Genomic DNA, 16,936 nt, shown 5'->3' on the forward strand with positions numbered 1-16,936 from the left:
GATGTTGATAAGAGACAGGGATACGGCGGGTATCACCGCGCCCAGCGCGGCCGCGATCGTCAGCAGTACCCGGCGTGGGTGGCGCGCGGCCGCCGTGCCGGCGAGGAAGTTGCCCACGACGCCCGCGACGCCGTAGGCGAGCATCAGGCCGCCGATGGTCCGCGCGTCCATCCCCGGTATGCGCTCCAGTTGGGGGCGGACGAAGGTGTATGCGGCGAAGTGCCCGCCGACCAGGAGCAGGACGACCAGGAGCGCGCCGCGGATCCGGCCGTCGCCCAGCAGGGCGGGCAAAGCGCTCGACGGTGCCGTGCACCGGGCCGGGAGCGGGGGCAGGACGACGGCCAGCGCCGCCGTGACCGCGAGTGCCACGGCGCCCATCGCGGCGAACGCCGTGCGCCAGCCGGCCCAGCCGCCCACCAGGGTGCCCGCCGGAACGCCGATCACCGACGCCACGGCGATCCCGCTGAAGACCAGCGTCATGGCCCGGGCGGCGGCGGGGGCCGGGACGAGCCGGGGGCCCAGGCCCGCCGCGATGGACCACACCCCGCCGATGCACACGCCCACCACCACCCGCAGCCCCAGCAGCGCCACGATCCCGGGCGCGGCGGCGGACAGGAGGTTCGCCGCCGCGAGCAGTGCCATCAGCGTCAGCAGGACCGGGCGCCGGTCCAGGCGGCCCGCCGCCACGGTGACCAGCGGCGCGGCCGCGGCCGCCACCAGCCCCGGGAGCGTCATGGTCAGCCCCGCCGTGCCGTCCGACACACCCAGGCCGGCCCCGATCGGGCTGAGCAGGCCGATGGGGAGCATCTCGGAGGTGACCACCGAGAACGTGCCCGCCGCCACGGCGGCCACGGCCGGCCACCCTCCCGCGTTCTTGATCTTCGTCATGCGACCAGCCTCGGCCGCGCCGGGACCGGGAACAACGGCCGGTCCCTCACCCTTCCATGAGCATGGCTCATCGATCATCCGAGAACCGGCGGGAGGAGCACACGGTGGGTGGTGCCCCGGACATACGGGAGCTGGAGTGCTTCCTCGTCCTCGCCGAGGAACTCCACTTCGGCCGCGCCGGAGAGCGGTTGTACGTCTCGCAGAGCAGGGTCAGCCAGTTGCTGCGCGCCCTGGAGGGCCGCGTCGGGGCCCGGCTCGTCGACCGCACCAGCCGCCGGGTCGCCCTCACACCGCTCGGCGAGCGCTTCCTCGCCACCCTGCGCCCCGCCTATGACGCGCTCAGGGCGGCGGTGGACGACGCCCGTGCCGAGGCACGGGGCATCGAGGGCGTCCTCCGCGTCGGGTTCCAGGGCGTCGCGGGGAGCACGATCCTGACGGCCGTGCGTACCTTCCGGGAGCGCCATCCCGGCTGTGAGGTCGAGATCGCCGAGATCCCGCTGGCCGATCCCTTCGGCCCGCCGCGCCGGGACGAGGTCGACGCGGCCGTCGTCCTGCTGCCCGTGCGCGAGCCCGACCTGACGGTGGGTCCGGTCTTCTCCCGGGAGCGGCAGACGCTCGCGGTCTCGGTGCGGCATCCGTTCGCGTCCCGGGAGCGTCTCACGGCGGAGGACCTCGCCGAGTGCCCGCTCATCGGCCCGGCCGGGCCGGCCCCCGCCTACTGGCGTGCCGCCCAGGCCCCGGCCGTGACCCCGGCCGGCAGGCCCGTCCCGGCCGGTCCGGTGGTGACCACCCTTCAGGAGGGCATCGCCATGGCCGCCGCGGGCCGGGGCGGGATGCTGGTGTGCCGGCCGACCGGGGTGTACCAGGGCCGGGAGGACCTCGTGTTCGTCCCCGTGGACGGGCTCCCCCTGTCGGCTCTCGGCCTGGTGCGGCACCCGGGCAAGGAGACGGCCCGGCTCCGGGCGTTCGGCGCGGTGCTCGCCGAGGTGGCGGGAGCCGACGCGTCCGGCGCGCGGGCCGTGCCGGCCGGGTGAGCGGCCTCGACGCCGACCCTTCAGCCGCCGGACGGGCCGAACTCCTTCTCCCACTGGGCGAAGTCGCTCCTGGCCTCGCCCCCGTTCGTCCCGCGTCCGCGGGGGCCGTCGCCGGGGACGGACGGGAAGGCGGGCGGTACCCATCGTTCCGCGGCGCAGTCCCGCAGGGCCTCCTCGACCGCCGGGGGCAGGACGGGCCGGCGCCCGATGTCGCAGACGAGGTACCAGACCCCCTCGGCCGTCCTGCCCTTCGGTATGCGGAGGCCGTGCGGCGCGCCGGGGTGCGGGCGGATGTGGATGCCGTACGTTCCGGTCTCCGCGTTCCTGCCGCGCGACCGGCGGACGGTGACCTCCGCCACATGGGACCAGTCGAAGCGGACTTCTCGCTTCGGGTGCGTGAGGCAGGAGATCCGGTGGGGTGAGATCCGCAGGTCCGCGGTGCGGCGTGGCAGGAGCCACGACAGCCCGGAGAGGACGCCGCCGATGCCGAGGAACAGGGCGGCGGGGGCGCCGAGCACGGCCGGCCGGCTCGCGCCGTCGCGCAGCGCGACGCTCAGGGTGAACAGGGCCGCCGGTGGCAGGGCCGCCTTGAGGGGGGCCAGGGTGCCCCTGCGCACGTTCAGCCGGAAGGCCCAGCCGCCGTCGGAGGTGGCGGTGATCCCGTCCTCCGTCAGCAGCCGCTCGTCGTACAGGGAGGCGGGGCGGTTCCGCAGGCCGGTCGAGGTGCTGATCGCGAGCCGTTCCTGGAGCCAGGCGTTCCGGAACTGGTAGGTCCCGCCGACCTGGCGCAGGACGCCCTGGCGATGGGCGTCCTGGAGGAAGCGCATCAGGGCCCAGGGGGCCTGGCCGGTCAGTGCCAGGGTGGTCCGGGCGAGCGTCCAGCGGCTCCACGGGCTGATCAGGATCAGCATCCCCGCCGCGCCGATCCAGGTCACCAGCCCGGTCGTACAAGCCATGGACACGTCGTCCGGCCGGTAGTGCAGCACACCGGACGCGACCCCGCACAACGGGCCGATGACGAACAGGGCCCGGGTGACGGCCGCGTGTTCGGCGCGCAGCAGGGCACGTGGAGTGGTCGCGTTCTCATCGGCGTCGGACGGGGCCGTGAAGAGCACGGCGACGGCGAACGCCGCCACCATGCAGCCGGCGCCCAGCCAGTACAGCCCCGGCGTGGCGGTGTGGAGCACCGGTGCCTCGAGGCCGAACGCGGTGAGGCCGGCGAGCAGGGACGCGATCAGGGCCCCGCGCCGTGTCGTGTGCCGCCACGCGGAACGCGCCGCCGCCACCGGCCGTCTCAGGCTCACCGTCCGTCTCGGCTCGCCGAAGCGGTGATCGGTGTACCAGCTCCGTACGAGCACCTGCGCTTCGAGGCCGGTGACCACGCCCGCGAACAGGGCCGTCGAGATCTGCATCGACGTCAGGCCCTCCCACAGCCCCGGGCCGCCGCCCGAGGCCTCGCGGACCCGGTGCCCGAGGCCGGTGGCCAGCGTGGACAGCGCCACCCCGAGGAGGACGAGGGCGGGGAAGGCGGCGAGGCGGGCCACGGGGGTGCGGTGCAGCCGCCACCAGGCGAGTTCGGTGGTCTCCCGCGCCTGCAAGTGGCGGGCGAGCGCGCCCAGGTAGCGTCGCGCGTGGGCCGGGGACCACTGGCGCGGGGGGTCCAGGCGGTCGTGGGAGGGGATCTCCCCCGTGAACACCGACGGGACGAACTGGTCCAGCAGGTGGTCCTCCACGGATCGCCGGGAGGGGAAGCGAACCCGGTCGGTCAGTTCGGCGGGCTCCGACCAGGGGCGCGCGTAGACGGTACGGGCCAGTGACAGCATGAGGGGGGTCGACAGCGCCCCGGCCAGGGGCCCGCCGGGCCGCTCTCGCACCTCCGCGAACACCCCCTCCCAGCGCGGGAGCGCGTCCGGAGCGACGCTGTGCCTCAGGTAGGCGACGGTGGCGGAGGCGGTGACGGGGCGCGCCTCGATGACGGCCGTGTTCCCGAGCACGGTCTCAGGGGTGAGCGCGTCGAACTCCGCGGTGCGGGAGGTGATGACCATCGGTCTGTCGTACAGGGCGCGGTTCAGTGCCCGCACCGCCGCCGAGCGGCGGGCGCCGGGAATCTCGTCGAGACCGTCGAGCACGGGCAGCAGCACGGACCCGCTGGTGCTCCACAGCTCGCGGGCGGGGTGCCGGCCACCGATCCGGGGCAGGCCGGGGTGGTCCTCGGCGAGCCGGCGGGTGAACCACGCGCCGAACTCCTCGCGGTCCGGGTCCCAGGACGTCAGCGACAAGAGGACCGGTACGGGGAGGCCCTCGGTGCTCGCGTCGCCGGCGCGGCCCGCCAGCCGCCGTCGCAGCAGTTCCATGGTGAGCAGGACGGCGAGCGTGGTCTTGCCCGAGCCCGCGGCTCCCAGGAGGGCGAGGCGGCGCCCCGGCAACGCGAGGAAGGCGGTGAGCAGGTCCGTGAGCTGGTCGGCCCGGCCCTGTACGTCCCCGCCAATGTGCCGGGCGTGGTCGGTGCGGCGCCGCCGGGGAGCCCAGCGGACCGCCATCGCGGCCCGGTCCCCGCCCACGTCCCATGCCTTGGCCTCCTCCCGCCACTGCCGGTACACCGCTTCGGCGAGGGCGTGGGCCGACTTCTCCAGGGGTGTGGCGGACGGCGGCGCGTGGACGTGGATCTCACCGAAGTTGTCGCGGAACTGGATGACGATGTCGGCGGTGCCCTGGAATATGTTGTTCACGTCGCCGCCCGGCTGGCCGTCGGCCATGGCTGCCACCTCGAGTCTCAAGGAGCGATGCGGTGCCCGGCCCCGGCTCGTGAGGAGCTCATGAGGAGCTCGTGGGACGAGGGGGCCGGGCGATGCCGGTCACTCTACAACTCTCCTGCGGGCCTGACAGGTTGATCTCCGGCAGGGGCCGGGTCTTCCGTCCCCGAAGCGGCCGCGAGAACGCCGAGCAGCGCGAGGACGGCGACCACGATGGCGAGGACCAGGGCGACGCAGGCGGCGGTGGGGTAGTTCCACAGCACCAGGGCCAGGGCTCCGCCGGCGATGACGACGCCGGTCGTCCAGGCTCGGTGGGCCTCGAGCCAGTGGCCGGTGGCGCCCGTGCGGACGCCGACGCGGGCGAGGGCCCTGCCGGTGGCCCCGGTGCCCCGGGCGCTCACCGACCGTACGAAGCGCGCCCCGCGTCCGGGGCCGTAGAGGTAGCCGGCCACGGCGGTGATCACCGCGGTGACGAGCACGGTGCGGGTGCTGACGCGCAGGAACCGTACGAACGTGTCGTAGATGGCGCTCGCCGCGTCGGCGGGGAGCACGTTCGCGGGAACCGAGTCGAGGTAGACCCTCCGCATGACGGCGAGCGTGATGAGCAGCGCGATCATCATGACGCCGGTGCCGATGGCCGCGGCCATCAGGGCGAGCCGGTGCGAGGGCGCCGTCCGGACGGCGAGGGCGGCGAGGGCGAGGGTGGTGACGGGCAGCCAGGTGCCGACGACGTCGAGCAGGCGCATCAGGCCCTGCGCCTTGTCCAGCTTGTCCGTTGTGAACAGGGGGATCGTCTTGTCGACGTCCGGGATCGCGGCGGCCTTCTGGTAGCCCTCGTCGACGAGCCGCTTCTTGACGTTGTCGACGAGCGTGCCGATGTCCAGGACGATGGTGTCGCCCTTGGCCTGCACGGCACTGTTCCCTTCGCCGGTGAGGGTCTTCACCACCGCGGCGTGGGCGCGGCGGTTGGCGATGTCCCATGCCTCGGTGAACTGGTCACTGGTGACGACCTTGTTCACGACGGTGCGGACGGCCGTGGTCAGGGCGCTCTTGAGCGGGCCTTCCAGGAGTGAGGTCCTGTCCACGACGGCGGGTGGCGCGTCGGTCCTGGCCAGGGCGCGCTGCAGGGCGTCGGTGAAGGCGCGGAAGTCGACGTTGTCGACCACGCGGTTGGTCAGCCGGTCGGTCACGGCGTTCCGCACGGACGGCTCGGTCGCGATGGGTGCGACCGTCCGCACATACCGGTCGGTGTCGGAGATCTGACTGCTCACCCAGGCGGCCACGACGGCCAGTGGGGCGAGGAGGAAGGTGAGGACCAGCAGCACGGACGCCGTGACGTTGCGCGCCCGCCGGTGACGCGTGGTCGCCAGCCTGCGCAGTCGCTCGTATTCCGCGCGCTCCGCCGTGCTCAGGGGTTCGGGGGCGGGTGAGCGGTCGCCGGACGGGTCCATGGCTGCCTCCCTCCGCGCAGGACGCGTCGCTCCTCACCGGGAGGAGTCGATTCCGAGCGTGTGTGCCTCGGGCGGCTCTCGTTCCATCGTGGTCCTCCCCGGGCGGGCCCGCCACGCGAGCGGACGCGGTCCGGCCGGGTGACCCGCGAGGCCGGGAACGCTCTTCGCGCCTTCCGCACGCTTCCGCCGACCTATGGTGATCTTCGTGCCCGTGCGGGAGCGCTCCGGTGGACTGTGGCAGCAAGGAGGCACATGCCGTGAAACGCTGGGACGACGCCGTGACGGGCCGCGCGCGGGTGGGGGCGGTCGTGCGTCCCCTGGTCACCGCGACCGCCCTGGTGCTCGCCTACTATCTGCTGCCCATGGACGAGAGGTTCACGGGCGGGGCGGCCGTGACGCTCGTGCTGGGGCTGGCCGCGCTTCTGCTGCTCTTCCTGCGGCAGTTGCGCTCGATCTCACGCTCGCCCCAGCCCCGTCTGCGCGCGGTCGAGACGCTCGCGACGACCGTGCCGCTGTTCCTGCTCCTCTTCGCCGCCACGTACTACCTGCTGGAGCGGAACGTTCCGGGAAGCTTCAGCGAGGTCCTCGACCGCACCGGTGCCCTGTACTTCACCCTCACCGTCTTCAGCACGGTCGGCTTCGGCGACATCGTCGCGCGCTCCGGATCGGCCCGGATCATCACGACGGCCCAGATGACCGCCGATGTCCTCCTGGTCGGGGTCGCGGCCCGGGTGGTGGTCGGCGCGGTCGAGACGGGGCTGCGCCGCCATCGCGGGACCGCGGACGGGCCGGACACGGCAGATGCCCCGGCCGCGGGGGACGACGCCGTGTGAACCCGGCCGTGGCAGCGTTCCGTTCAGGGCCGTCCCGTCGTCGTGGCCATGGCGTACAGGCGTCGCCAGTCCAGCCGGGGCCTGGCGCGGAGCGCGCCCGGGCGGCGGCGCGGGACCCGTACGCGCAGCGCCCCGGCCTCGATCGTGCAGCGTACGGGGGCCGGGAGGACGAGCGCCTCCCCGTCGACGCCGACGTCCACCCGGGGCGCGTCGGCCTCGATGACGGCCTCGTGGGTGGTGAGGAGCGTCAGGCCCGGCGAGTCGGGGGCGAGCAGCATGTCGGCCGCCTCGGCGGCGGTGTCGACCTTGACGCCCAGCAGGCCCAGGACCCCGCCGTCCAGCCGGTCGCGCCGCCCGAGGCCCGCGGTGTCGCCGACCAGGTAGGGGTTGTTGCTCACCAGCACGGCCTGCGGGGCGTCGATCGTGCCGCCGTCGGCGTGGACGCGCAGGTGCGGGCCGGTGTGCCGGGACAGGGCGTCCGGCAGCAGCCGGAGGATGGTGCGGATCTTGTCGTCGCGGTACGCCCGGCTGCTCACGATGGTCGCGTAGGCGCCGAACGAGGCGTTGTTGACGAAGGCGCGTCCGCCGACGCGTCCGAGGTCCACGCGTAGTTCGACGCCGTCGGAGAGGGCGTCCAGGCATGTGGCGGGGTCGTCGCGGTCGAGGCCGAGGTCGAGGGCGAAGTGGTTGCGGGTCCCGGCCGGGACGACCATGAACGGCAGCCCGTGCGCCGCCGCGACATCGGCCACGAGCGCCTGGGTGCCGTCGCCGCCGGCCACGCCGAGGAGGTCCGCCCCGTCGGCGACGGCCTCGCGGGCGAGGGCGACGACATCCTGGTGGTGATCCGGGTCGAGGAGCATCACCCGCGCGCCCAGGGCTTCCGCCTTCTCCCGCAGCCCGAACCTCTCGGCCTTTCCGCCGCCCGACCGGGGATTCATGATGAGACACGGGCGCGCGGGCGGTGCGGCGCGGTGTTCCCGGGCCGTGGCCGAGCGGCTGCCGGCGCCCAGCGCCGTCCAGCCGGCGGAGGCCGCCCCGGCCCACAGCGCGAGGCAGAGCAGGACGAGCCACAGCAGCCCCGCGGCGGCGTAGAGGACGATCGCGGCGACCGGCGCGGCGACGGCCAGCGCGGCGGCCAGGACCCGTACCGGGCCGCGCCGGGCCAGGGTCCACCACAGGCCCATGACGGACACGACGAGCGCCGCGGCCCCGACGCCGAGCAGCAGGACGCTCCTCGGCCCCGCGACGACCAGGAGCAGCAGGACCGCCGCGGCGGCGGCCGCGATCGCCAGGCGCGCGAAGCGGCGGCCCCTGAGGGTTTCCCGGGGGTCCTGGGCGCCGGCCATCGCTTCTCCCGTCGGTACCGGACTCGCTGTCGGTGTCGTCCAGGGCTCACGGCCGGTGAGGACGGTGGGTGCGCCGCGCCCGTCCAGGGCCTACTCGGGGGGATTCTGCCCGCGGTGGCCCCAGCCGAGAATGTCTTCCTCGGGTGCGGGCTTGTAGACGCCTTCCTCCGGCTTCGGCGATTCCTTCCCCGCCTTCGCCGCCTTATCCTTCAGCCGGCGCTCGTGTTCGGCGTCGCGGGATTCCTTGTGCTTTCTCCTCGGCAACCCGATCATGACCGGTCCCCTCTCGCATGGGACTTCCGCGTCACTTTCAGGTTTACACGTGTGCACGGGGCACGCATCCGTCCGCCGCGGCACCGCCGATGGCGTGCACCGTCGATGAGCGGACCGTCGATGAGTGGACCGCCGGGGGCTCGCGGAGGAGCCTGGAGTCATGGGGTCGCTCTCGCGCTCGGTTCCCCGGCCGGAGCCGGGCGTCCACAGCCGGGGCCTCTTCAGGCTGGGGCAGTGCGTCCCGTTCGCGATCGCCCTGCTGGTGGTGGGCATCGAGTTCTCGCCCGCGCACTTCCTGTACACCGGCCCGCTGCTCACAGCGACGCCCGCGCTGGCGGCGGTGACGATGGGGCCTCGGGGCACCCTCGCGGCGGCGGCCGTCGCGGTGGCCGTCAGTGTGGCCACGGCGACCTACAACCACGCCTGGGGCAGCCTCCAGGTCTTCACCAACTTCCTGGCCCTTTTCCTGGTGTCCGGGGCCGGTTTCATGGCGAGCCGCGCCGTGCGGACCCGCAGGCAGAACGAGATCGGCCAGGTGCGCCGGATCGCCACGGCGGCGCAGGAGGTCATCCTGCGCCCCGTGCCCGCCCGGCTGGGCCCGGTGGGGGCCGCCGGGATGTACCTCGCGGCCGAGGCGGGGGCGCAGATCGGCGGTGACCTGTACGAGATCGTGGAGACCCGGTACGGGGTCCGGCTGATCGTCGGGGACGTCAGGGGCAAGGGGTTGCCCGCCGTGCGCGCGGCGGCGGCCGTGCTGGGTGCCTTCCGGGAGGCCTCGCACTACGAGGACGACCTGGTGGAGGTGATGAACCACTGCACGGCCGCGCTGCGGCGGGAGTCCGCCGTGCCGGGCGCGTTCAGCGAGGACGCCCTGCTGGAGGGGTTCGTCACCGCTCTCGTGGCCCAGGTGCCGGACCGGCCGGTCGTCGAGGTGGTCAACCGCGGTCACCCGCCGCCGCTGGTGCTGTGCCGGGGCGGGGTGCGGGCCCTGACCCCTTCCTGCCCGCTGCCGCCCCTGTGGCTGGAGGACTTCATGACCGGTCCGCCGGCCGAGGCGGAGAGCCATCCGTTCGCGGCCGGCGACCGGCTGCTGCTGTACACCGACGGCGTGATCGAGGCCCGCGACCGGGACGACCGTTTCTTCCCTCTGCCCGAAGCCATGGCAAAGGCGGCGGAGGAGACCCGCGCCGACGCCCCGCGGGACTTCCTCGAACAGTTGCACAGGAGGCTGGTCCTCCACACCCAAGGGCACTTGGCGGATGACGCGGCGATGCTCCTCGTCGACCGCCTTGAGGGATGAACCCCCTGTCTCACGGTGTCAGGAGCTGCCCGCGAAGCGCCGCCACCAGGTCGTCGTCGGCACCGAGCCGTTGCGCGGCGTAGCCCCGCACCGACCCGTACCGCGCGGTCAGTTCGGCCAGGAAGAGCCTCATGATCCCGGCCGGGGCGCTGCCGTAGGCGGGCCATCTGAGGGTGAGGTCCGGGTGGTCGGCGTGCCATTCGGCGACCAGGCGTTCGGTGGCCAGTCCGGTGAGGGCGAAGTCGGCGACGATGTCGTCCTCGCGCACGCCGAGCAGGGCGAGGAGCAGCATGGCGAGCAGGCCGGTGCGGTCCTTGCCGGAGTGGCAGTGGAAGACGAGCGGAGCGGTGTCGCCGGCGACGATCTCCAGGGCACGGCGGAGTTCCCCGACGCCGTCGTGTGCCGCTTCGGCGTATCTGTCGGCGAGGTAGCGGGCGGGCTCGACGTCGGGGCCCAGGGCGGCCTGGTCGTACGGCCGGTGTTCGATGCTCAGGTTGTGGTACGCGAGGGAGGGGTGGTGCGGGACGCGTCCGCTGCGTTCGGCCTCCCAGGGGTGTCTGAGGTCGATCACGGTGCGGATGCCCAGGGCGAGGAAACGGTCCCGGTCCCGGCCGTGCAGCTTGCCCAGCGAGTCCGAGCGGAACAGTCTGCCCCAGCGGACCGTGCGTCCGCCGGCGGCCGGGTAGCCGCCGAGGTCCCGGAAGTTGTGCAGGCGATCGAAGGCGATGTGTCTCCTCACGCCGTCACCCTATGGCCGGGCGCGCCGGCGTCGGGGCCGGGAGGAGCGGACTGTGACCGATCGCAAACCCCGTGTGTCGGACATCGACGACGTCCTGGCCTTCCGGGGCACCTTCTGAGACAGCGGCGCCATGGTGGGTTCTCGCTCGTCCCGGAAGGCTTCCGCTGCCGCGAGGGTGGGAACGGTCTCTGCACCGGGTGTGGCGGAAGGGGCTGGCAATGGCAGAGGAATCGGCTCGGGGGTCGCTGGTCGTCTCGGACGAGGTGCGGGAGGCGCTGGACCGTGGCCGGCCGGTGGTGGCCCTGGAGTCGACGATCATCTCGCACGGGCTGCCCCGGCCGCGGAACCTGCGGGTGGCGGAGGAACTGGAGGAGCTCGTACGGGCCGGTGGCGCCGTGCCCGCGACCGTCGCGGTGCTGGACGGGCGGCCCCACATCGGCCTGGACAAGGTGGGATTGGCGCGGGTGGCGGGTGAGGAGGGGCTGCGCAAGCTGGGGAACCGCGATCTGGCGCCGGCGGTGGCGTCGGGGGCGAGCGGGGCGACGACGGTGTCGGGGACGGCGTTCCTCGCGGAGCGGGCGGGGATCCGCGTGTTCGCGACGGGTGGCCTGGGCGGCGTCCACCGCGAGTGGGTGGAGACGCAGGACGAGTCCGCCGACCTCCGCCTGCTGGCGCGGACCCGGATCGCGGTGGTCTGCGCGGGGGTGAAGTCGGTCCTGGACGTGCCCGCGACATTGCAGCGCCTGGAGACGCTGGGCGTGGGGGTGCTGGGTTTCCGGACCGGGGAGTTCCCCGGCTTCTACCTCAGCGGCTCCGGTGTGCCGGTCGACTGGTCGGTCGGGACGGCGGCGGAGGTGGCGGAGGTGCTGCGCGCCCAGGACGCGCTGGGCGGTCCGCCCTCGGCTCTGGTCGTCGCGAACCCCGTTCCCGTGGATCAGCAACTGGATCCGGAGTTGCACGACAGGGTGCTGGCCCGGGCACTGGCGGCATGCGCGCGGGAGGGTGTCACCGGGCAGGCGGTCACACCGTTCCTCCTCGACCATCTCGTCCGGCACACCGACGGCGCGTCCTTGGAGGCCAACGTGGCCGCCGTGCGGGGCAATGCCCGGCTGGCGGCCGAGATCGCCAAGGCGTACGCCGCGTGACGGGCGGTGCGGCCGGTACGGCCGGTTCGGCGGGAGGGTTGCTCGTCGTCGGCGATGTGGTGACCGACATCGTCGCCCGCCACCGCTCGCCGCTCGCGCCCGCGACCGACACGGCGGCCCGGATCGCCACCCTGCCCGGCGGCGCCGGGGCCAACGTGGCTTGCTGGGCGGCCCGTTCGGGCGCGAAGGACGTCCGGATCCTGGCCCGGGTGGGCGCGGACTCGGTGGACACGCACGAGCGCGTGCTCCGCGCGGCCGGTGTCCGGCCCCACCTGGTGGCCGATCCCGCGGCGCCCACCGGCACGGTCGTCTGCCTGGTCGGCGCCGACGGCGAGCGGACGTTCCTCACCGACAGCGGCGCGGTGTTGCGCCTGTCCACCACCGACTGGGACGGCGAGTTGCTCGCCGGGGTCGGTCACCTGCATGTGTCCGGCTATCTCTTCTTCGGCGACGCCAGCCGCTCGGCGGCCCGGCTGGCGATGGCAGCCGCCCGGGCCCGTTCCATACCGGTGAGCGTCGACCCGGCGTCGGCGGGCTTCATCGACCGTTTCGGCACGGACCGTTTCCTCGCGGCGATCGCCGGAGCGGACGTGCTTCTGCCCAGTCACCACGAGGCGGCGCTGCTCACGGGACGTTCCGAGCCGGCCGACGCGGCGGCCGAACTGAGCCGCCTCTTCCCGCTCGTGGTCTCGACGCGGGGCGCCCGGGGCGCGCTGGTGGCGGTGTCGGGCGCGGTCGTCGCCCGGGTACCGGCCCGGCCCGCGACGGTCGTGGACACCACGGGCGCGGGTGACGCCTTCACCGGCGGTTTCCTCGCGGCCCGCCTCGCGGGCCACGACCCGTCCGAGGCCGCGCGCCACGGCTGCCGCACCGCCGCCGAGGCCATCGCCGTCGTCGGCGGCCGGCCGCGCGACTTGGGGCATGCGGGCGGTGGACGTGAGGTCGCGTCCTCGTGAGGGGGCGGCGAATTCGCTGGCACGGCGGGTTTGTCCTGTGACATGGTGCGCTGCTGTGGGAGACATCGACAGCATCGTGATCACGACACTCGCCGAGCGCCCGGCGCTGATACCCAGGATCTACGAGTTCGCCGACACCTGGCCGGAGTTCGTTCACCACGACCCGGTCGGGGGTGCCCTGCTGGGGCAGGTGGCCGAGGACTTCCCGCACTACTGTGTGGTGGCGACGGACGGCGACCGCGTCGTGGCACGCGGGCTGAGCGCGCCCTTCAACGCCTCGCTCGACGGGCGCGAGGAGACGCCGGACCAGGGGTGGGACCGCGTACTGGTGTGGGCGGCCAGGGACCGGCGGCGCGGAGTGTCACCCACGGTGGCCAGCGCGCTGGAGATCACCGTGGACAGGGACCACCTCGGCCGCGGTCTGTCCTCACGCATGCTCACCGCGATGCGGGAGGCCGTCGGCCGGCAGGGCCACGACGTGCTCCTGGCTCCCGTGCGGCCCACGGCCAAGCACTTCGAGCCGCGCGTCCCCATGGCGGACTACGCACTCCGGCGGCGCGAGGACGGCCTGCCGGCCGACCCGTGGCTGCGGGTGCACGTCAGGGCCGGTGGCGTCATCGAGAAGGTCGCTCCGGTGTCGATGACGATCAGTGGCTCCCTGGCCCAGTGGCGGCGGTGGACCGGGCTGCCCTTCGACCGCGACGGCGACATCGAGGTGCCGGGCGCGCTCGTCCCGGTGCACTGCGACATCGCGCACGACCGGGCGGTCTACGTCGAGCCCAACGTGTGGGTCCGGCACAGGGCGCGGCCGCACCGGGACGCGGGGCCGGCCGGGGTGATCGAATGACCGGAGGCCGTTCTTTACTGTGGTGGAGGGAACGGGCTCGTCACCTGCCCCTGTGACGTGTCCGGTGTCGTCTCCGGCTCGTTCTTGTCGTGGAGGCTCTTCCGTCGACGTTCGAAGGAGTCATGATGCGACGAGTCCTTACGACGGCCGTCCTGGCCGCGGCCGCCCTGGGCGCGGGTGCCGTCGGGCCGGGGGCCACCGCTCACGCCGCCGCACTGCCGAACGGGCTCGATCTGAAGGGTGTCACCATGATCGATCCCGGCAATCTGGGCTCGGCGGTGGACGAGGCCGCCCAGAAGACGACGAGGGTGGTCGGTGACGCGGGTGGTGGCGCGGTCGGCAAGGCGGTCCCCGCGGCCGGCCGGACGGGCGGTACGGCCGTGAAGTCGTCGACGTCCGCCGTGCAGCAGACCGTCGGCCGCGCGGCGGGGTCCGCGGGTGAGGCCGTCGGTGAGACCGCGCGGGCGGCCACCAAGGACGGCCCGCCCTTCGGGAGGCTGGCGTCCGGGGGGCTGGGGCACCTGCCTTCCTGACGCCGACGGGGTGCCCGACTCCCCGGGGTGCTCGGGACCGGCCGGGGCGGTTACTGCAGGTCGTCGAGGTCGTCCTGGTCGCTCTGGTCCTCGTAGAGGTCGTCGTTCAGCCGGTCCCGCTCCTGGGCCTGGATGCTCTGCCGGGACTGCTCGCGCCGCCCCAGCGTCTCCTCCGTCATGTCCTCGACATAGTCGTCGGTGTCACGGTAGGGGTCGCGTTCCCTGCTGCTGTCCATGCTGTGCTCACTCCTCGACGAGGCGGGCGGTGGGCGGCTTCGCCCCCGAGCAGCCTCACACGCATCCGCTCGGCATGCATGTCGGCACCGGGGACGGGGAGCGAGCCCCCGCCACCCCCGGCGCCGGTCGGGCCGTGGCTCAGGTCGTGGGACCCTGCATGTGCTCGCTGACCCACTGAATGAGGCCGCCGGCTTCCATGTTGGGGACGTAGGAGGCCGCGTTGTGACTGCCGCCGACGTTGATCCGGTACTTGGTCTTGATCGGGCCCTTGTTGCCGTACTTGGCGAGGAAGCGGTCGATGGGGGGCTTGACCGGTTCGTTGGAGCCGACCTGGAAGGCGAGGTAGACGTCGGGGCCCTTCTTGGCGATGAGGCGCTGGGCGAGGACGTCGGAGTTGTTGTCGGCCTTCTCCTTGTCGTGACCGGCCCACAGACGCGAGTCGGGGACGATGTCGGGGCCGGAGGCGATGACCGCCTTGAACTGGTCGGGCTTCTGGAGGACCGACTTCAGGCCCGCGGAGGCGCCGGTGGAGGAGCCCATGAAGGCCCAGCCGTCACGGGACTTGATGGTGCGGAAGTTCTCCTTGACGAGCTGGGGGACGTCCTCGGTGAGCCAGGTGCCCATCTTGGGCTGGCCGGGGATGTCGCTGCCGTCCCAGTAGAGCCCGGCCTTGGGGTCCTTGGGGTCCTTGTCGTGGTTCTCGGGGTTGAGGACCGGCATGGCGATGATGAAGGGGAGGCTCTTGCCTTCCTTGGCCCACTGGGAGATGGACGCCTCGAGCTTGAGGTCGGTGCCCATCCAGTAGTTGTTGGGGTATCCGGCGCCGCCGGGGAGGGCGATGAGGACGGGGAAGCCGCTCTTGGCGTACTTCGGGTCGTCGTACTCCTTGGGGGCCCAGACCCAGACCTTGCCCTCGAAGCCGGACTTCTTGCCCTTGTACGTGGTGACAGCGATCTTGGTGCCGTCCTCGGGGACGGTGCCGGAGATCTTGAAGTCGGAGTTCGGGCCGAGCGGCATCTGGGCCTTCGAGCCGGGCGCCTGGTCGCCGTTCTTGCCGTCGCCCGAACCGCCGAAGGAGATCGCGTCGCCCTTGTCCGTGAACGGGGGTATCTCGTAGTAGGACATGACGGGCCAGGCGATGAGACCGAGAGTGACGACGGATGCCCCTGCGATCACCCAGCGTTTGGCGCGGGAGGGACGGCGCCGGGCCTGGTAGGTGGTGGGTGACTGGTACGACATCGGAAGTCCTTACTGCGGTGACGACAGGGGCGCGGGTATTGCTGGATTGTTGTGACGTCCGTAAAGACAGGGCCCGTCCGGCAGCGGGTTCCGGCTGTCACAGAATGATGATGTTTCCCCGGCCCTGACGCGTGGCGCGTGACGCGACCGTCACAGAGGGGCATGGGGAACGGCGAGCGGAACCGGGCCCCTGATTCGAGGGTAGACCGCCGGCTGTGCGGGGTGCCGGAGCACCCCGCACAGCCGGCGGGGCCCTTGGAGCCCCGGAGCCCTGGAGCCCCGGAGCCCTTAGATGCCGAAGGGTGCCGCGTAGCGGACGGTTCCGGCGGGCAGCGGGTGGGTGTCGTCCAGGGCGAGGGCCATCAGCGCCTCGTCCGGGACGTCGAAGGTCACGCCGATGCCATGGGCGGAGGCGCGGCCGAAGCCGAAGCGCGGGTAGTACGCCGGGTGCCCGAGGACGACGACGTAGCGCTCCCCCATGTCCTCGGCGGCCCGCAGCGCGGCACGGACGGCCGCCGATCCGGCGCCGCACTTCTGCAGCCCGGGCCGCACGGCGACGGGGGCCAGGCACAGGGCGGGGGTGTCGCCGATGTGGCAGCGCGTCAGCAGCGCGTGACCGACGGGGGCGCCGTCCTCGCCGGTGGCGACGACGGACAGGCCGTCGATCCAGGACGGGTCGGCGCGCAGGGCGTCGACGAGGTCGGCCTCGTGCGGGGTGCCGAACGCGGTGAGGTTGATCTCACGGATGGCGGGGATGTCGGCGCCGGTCTCGGCGCGGGTGTTCCACTGGTCGTGGGTACGCATGACGGAACGAGGATCCGTTTCGTGTGGGAGTTCGTATGGCCGGACGGCCTCGCGAGCTCACGCTCCCGGCGAGGCGGTGGCTGGGTCAGGCCGTCGCCCGGGACGTGAGGGCGGTCCGGGCGCTGCGCCGCGCAGTGGCCATGAGCACGGTCATCAACCCCACCTCCCTTTCATCCACACACTTGATCACCGGAAACTCTTCGAACCTAACATATGCCGCCGGGCCCGTCCTTTGATTTAACGACCGTGCTCCGGCGCCTCTCTACCGGGGTGCCAGTCCGGTCCGGCCGCCGCGCAGGTCGTAGAGCACATCGACCTTGGTGAAGACGGGCAGTCCGGCGATGATCACCGCCTGGGTCTGTCTGCCGTAGCTGAGCAGTGGGGTGCTGAGCGCGTTCATCGGCTGGGTGAGGGCCTCCCTGGAAGGCATCTGATAGGTCCAGTTCCAGTCGGCCGATGTGACGGTGAGCGCGACCTGCCGGCCGTAGGTGTCCACGACGCCGCCCGGGAGCAGCGCGCCCAGGGCGGGCCCGGCCGGGCGGGGGGCTTCCAGGGCTG

General features: G+C 73.2%; 17 protein-coding genes. 7 read left to right on the plus strand and 10 right to left on the minus strand.

Annotation, left to right across the window (positions count from 1 at the left end):
* Positions 1–888 (minus strand): MFS transporter (locus K6I33_RS17450; protein ID WP_229353161.1); only part of this gene is annotated, 888 nt, incomplete at its 3' end.
* 62 nt (positions 889–950) lie between these two features.
* Between K6I33_RS17450 and K6I33_RS17455 the strand changes: the two genes are divergently transcribed.
* The gene (locus K6I33_RS17455; protein ID WP_374284924.1) at positions 951–1,922 is read left to right on the plus strand and encodes a LysR family transcriptional regulator; all 972 of its coding nucleotides are present in this window, start codon (positions 951–953) and stop codon (positions 1,920–1,922) included.
* Between the two features lie 20 nt (positions 1,923–1,942).
* Here K6I33_RS17455 and K6I33_RS17460 read toward each other — a convergent pair whose 3' ends face one another.
* Positions 1,943–4,678 carry an NACHT domain-containing NTPase gene (locus K6I33_RS17460; protein ID WP_229353166.1) on the minus strand — a complete coding sequence of 912 codons (2,736 nt, stop codon included), beginning with the start codon at positions 4,676–4,678 and terminating at the stop codon, positions 1,943–1,945.
* A 104-nt stretch (positions 4,679–4,782) separates the two neighbouring features.
* Complete coding sequence (locus tag K6I33_RS17465; protein ID WP_229353168.1) at positions 4,783–6,126, minus strand: hypothetical protein; 1,344 nt, start codon at positions 6,124–6,126, stop codon at positions 4,783–4,785.
* Positions 6,127–6,383: 257 nt separating this feature from the next.
* On the opposite strand from K6I33_RS17465, the gene K6I33_RS17470 reads away from it, so the two are divergent.
* A complete protein-coding gene (locus K6I33_RS17470) occupies positions 6,384–6,959 on the plus strand; it encodes a potassium channel family protein (protein ID WP_229353170.1) in 576 nt (191 codons plus the stop codon).
* Between the two features lie 23 nt (positions 6,960–6,982).
* Here K6I33_RS17470 and K6I33_RS17475 read toward each other — a convergent pair whose 3' ends face one another.
* Entirely contained in the window at positions 6,983–8,305 is a 1,323-nt protein-coding gene (locus tag K6I33_RS17475) for a diacylglycerol kinase family protein (RefSeq protein WP_229353172.1), read from the minus strand.
* Positions 8,306–8,395: 90 nt separating this feature from the next.
* A complete protein-coding gene (locus K6I33_RS17480) occupies positions 8,396–8,578 on the minus strand; it encodes a hypothetical protein (protein ID WP_229353174.1) in 183 nt (60 codons plus the stop codon).
* A gap of 160 nt (positions 8,579–8,738) precedes the next feature.
* Between K6I33_RS17480 and K6I33_RS17485 the strand changes: the two genes are divergently transcribed.
* Positions 8,739–9,878 carry a PP2C family protein-serine/threonine phosphatase gene (locus tag K6I33_RS17485; protein ID WP_229353176.1) on the plus strand — a complete coding sequence of 380 codons (1,140 nt, stop codon included), beginning with the start codon at positions 8,739–8,741 and terminating at the stop codon, positions 9,876–9,878.
* Between the two features lie 10 nt (positions 9,879–9,888).
* On the opposite strand, the gene K6I33_RS17490 is transcribed toward K6I33_RS17485, so the two are convergent.
* Positions 9,889–10,617 carry a tyrosine-protein phosphatase gene (locus K6I33_RS17490; RefSeq protein ID WP_229353178.1) on the minus strand — a complete coding sequence of 243 codons (729 nt, stop codon included), beginning with the start codon at positions 10,615–10,617 and terminating at the stop codon, positions 9,889–9,891.
* A 218-nt stretch (positions 10,618–10,835) separates the two neighbouring features.
* On the opposite strand from K6I33_RS17490, the gene K6I33_RS17495 reads away from it, so the two are divergent.
* The 4 genes from K6I33_RS17495 to K6I33_RS17510 all read left to right on the plus strand — a co-directional run bounded on the left by K6I33_RS17495 (position 10,836) and on the right by K6I33_RS17510 (position 14,098).
* The gene (locus K6I33_RS17495; protein WP_229353180.1) at positions 10,836–11,762 is read left to right on the plus strand and encodes a pseudouridine-5'-phosphate glycosidase; all 927 of its coding nucleotides are present in this window, start codon (positions 10,836–10,838) and stop codon (positions 11,760–11,762) included.
* Entirely contained in the window at positions 11,759–12,718 is a 960-nt protein-coding gene (locus K6I33_RS17500) for a carbohydrate kinase family protein (protein ID WP_229353182.1), read from the plus strand. Before K6I33_RS17495 ends, K6I33_RS17500 begins: the two co-directional genes overlap by 4 nt.
* A 55-nt stretch (positions 12,719–12,773) precedes the next feature.
* Positions 12,774–13,565, plus strand: coding sequence for an N-acetyltransferase (locus K6I33_RS17505; protein WP_229353185.1), 792 nt, complete (start codon positions 12,774–12,776; stop codon positions 13,563–13,565).
* Between the two features lie 125 nt (positions 13,566–13,690).
* Positions 13,691–14,098: an ATP-binding protein gene (locus tag K6I33_RS17510; protein ID WP_229353187.1), complete on the plus strand. Its 408-nt coding sequence runs from the start codon at positions 13,691–13,693 to the stop codon at positions 14,096–14,098.
* 50 nt (positions 14,099–14,148) lie between these two features.
* On the opposite strand, the gene K6I33_RS17515 is transcribed toward K6I33_RS17510, so the two are convergent.
* From K6I33_RS17515 to K6I33_RS17530, 4 genes are all read right to left on the minus strand, one after another.
* Positions 14,149–14,334 carry a hypothetical protein gene (locus tag K6I33_RS17515; RefSeq protein ID WP_229353195.1) on the minus strand — a complete coding sequence of 62 codons (186 nt, stop codon included), beginning with the start codon at positions 14,332–14,334 and terminating at the stop codon, positions 14,149–14,151.
* 139 nt (positions 14,335–14,473) lie between these two features.
* Complete coding sequence (locus K6I33_RS17520) at positions 14,474–15,574, minus strand: esterase family protein (protein WP_229353200.1); 1,101 nt, start codon at positions 15,572–15,574, stop codon at positions 14,474–14,476.
* 288 nt (positions 15,575–15,862) lie between these two features.
* Positions 15,863–16,378, minus strand: coding sequence for a GNAT family N-acetyltransferase (locus K6I33_RS17525; protein WP_229353204.1), 516 nt, complete (start codon positions 16,376–16,378; stop codon positions 15,863–15,865).
* 262 nt (positions 16,379–16,640) lie between these two features.
* Positions 16,641–16,936, minus strand: a 296-nt coding sequence (locus K6I33_RS17530; protein WP_229353206.1) for a hypothetical protein, incomplete at its 5' end; no start/stop codon positions are given.

It is taken from the genome of Streptomyces sp. UNOB3_S3 (assembly GCF_020740895.1).
Classification (GTDB): domain Bacteria; phylum Actinomycetota; class Actinomycetes; order Streptomycetales; family Streptomycetaceae; genus Streptomyces.

Excerpts from the sequence above, each read along its gene's own strand:
- K6I33_RS17465 (WP_229353168.1), bottom strand. The coding sequence starts at position 6,126 with ATGGACCCGTCCGGCGACCGCTCACCCGCCCCCGAACCCCTGAGCACG.
- K6I33_RS17485 (WP_229353176.1), top strand. The coding sequence starts at position 8,739 with ATGGGGTCGCTCTCGCGCTCGGTTCCCCGGCCGGAGCCGGGCGTCCAC.
- K6I33_RS17510 (WP_229353187.1), top strand. The coding sequence starts at position 13,691 with ATGCGACGAGTCCTTACGACGGCCGTCCTGGCCGCGGCCGCCCTGGGC.
- K6I33_RS17515 (WP_229353195.1), bottom strand. The coding sequence starts at position 14,334 with ATGGACAGCAGCAGGGAACGCGACCCCTACCGTGACACCGACGACTAT.
- K6I33_RS17495 (WP_229353180.1), top strand. The coding sequence starts at position 10,836 with ATGGCAGAGGAATCGGCTCGGGGGTCGCTGGTCGTCTCGGACGAGGTG.
- K6I33_RS17460 (WP_229353166.1), bottom strand. The coding sequence starts at position 4,678 with ATGGCCGACGGCCAGCCGGGCGGCGACGTGAACAACATATTCCAGGGC.
- K6I33_RS17455 (WP_374284924.1), top strand. The coding sequence starts at position 951 with ATGGCTCATCGATCATCCGAGAACCGGCGGGAGGAGCACACGGTGGGT.
- K6I33_RS17520 (WP_229353200.1), bottom strand. The coding sequence starts at position 15,574 with ATGTCGTACCAGTCACCCACCACCTACCAGGCCCGGCGCCGTCCCTCC.
- K6I33_RS17480 (WP_229353174.1), bottom strand. The coding sequence starts at position 8,578 with ATGATCGGGTTGCCGAGGAGAAAGCACAAGGAATCCCGCGACGCCGAA.
- K6I33_RS17475 (WP_229353172.1), bottom strand. The coding sequence starts at position 8,305 with ATGGCCGGCGCCCAGGACCCCCGGGAAACCCTCAGGGGCCGCCGCTTC.
- K6I33_RS17525 (WP_229353204.1), bottom strand. The coding sequence starts at position 16,378 with ATGCGTACCCACGACCAGTGGAACACCCGCGCCGAGACCGGCGCCGAC.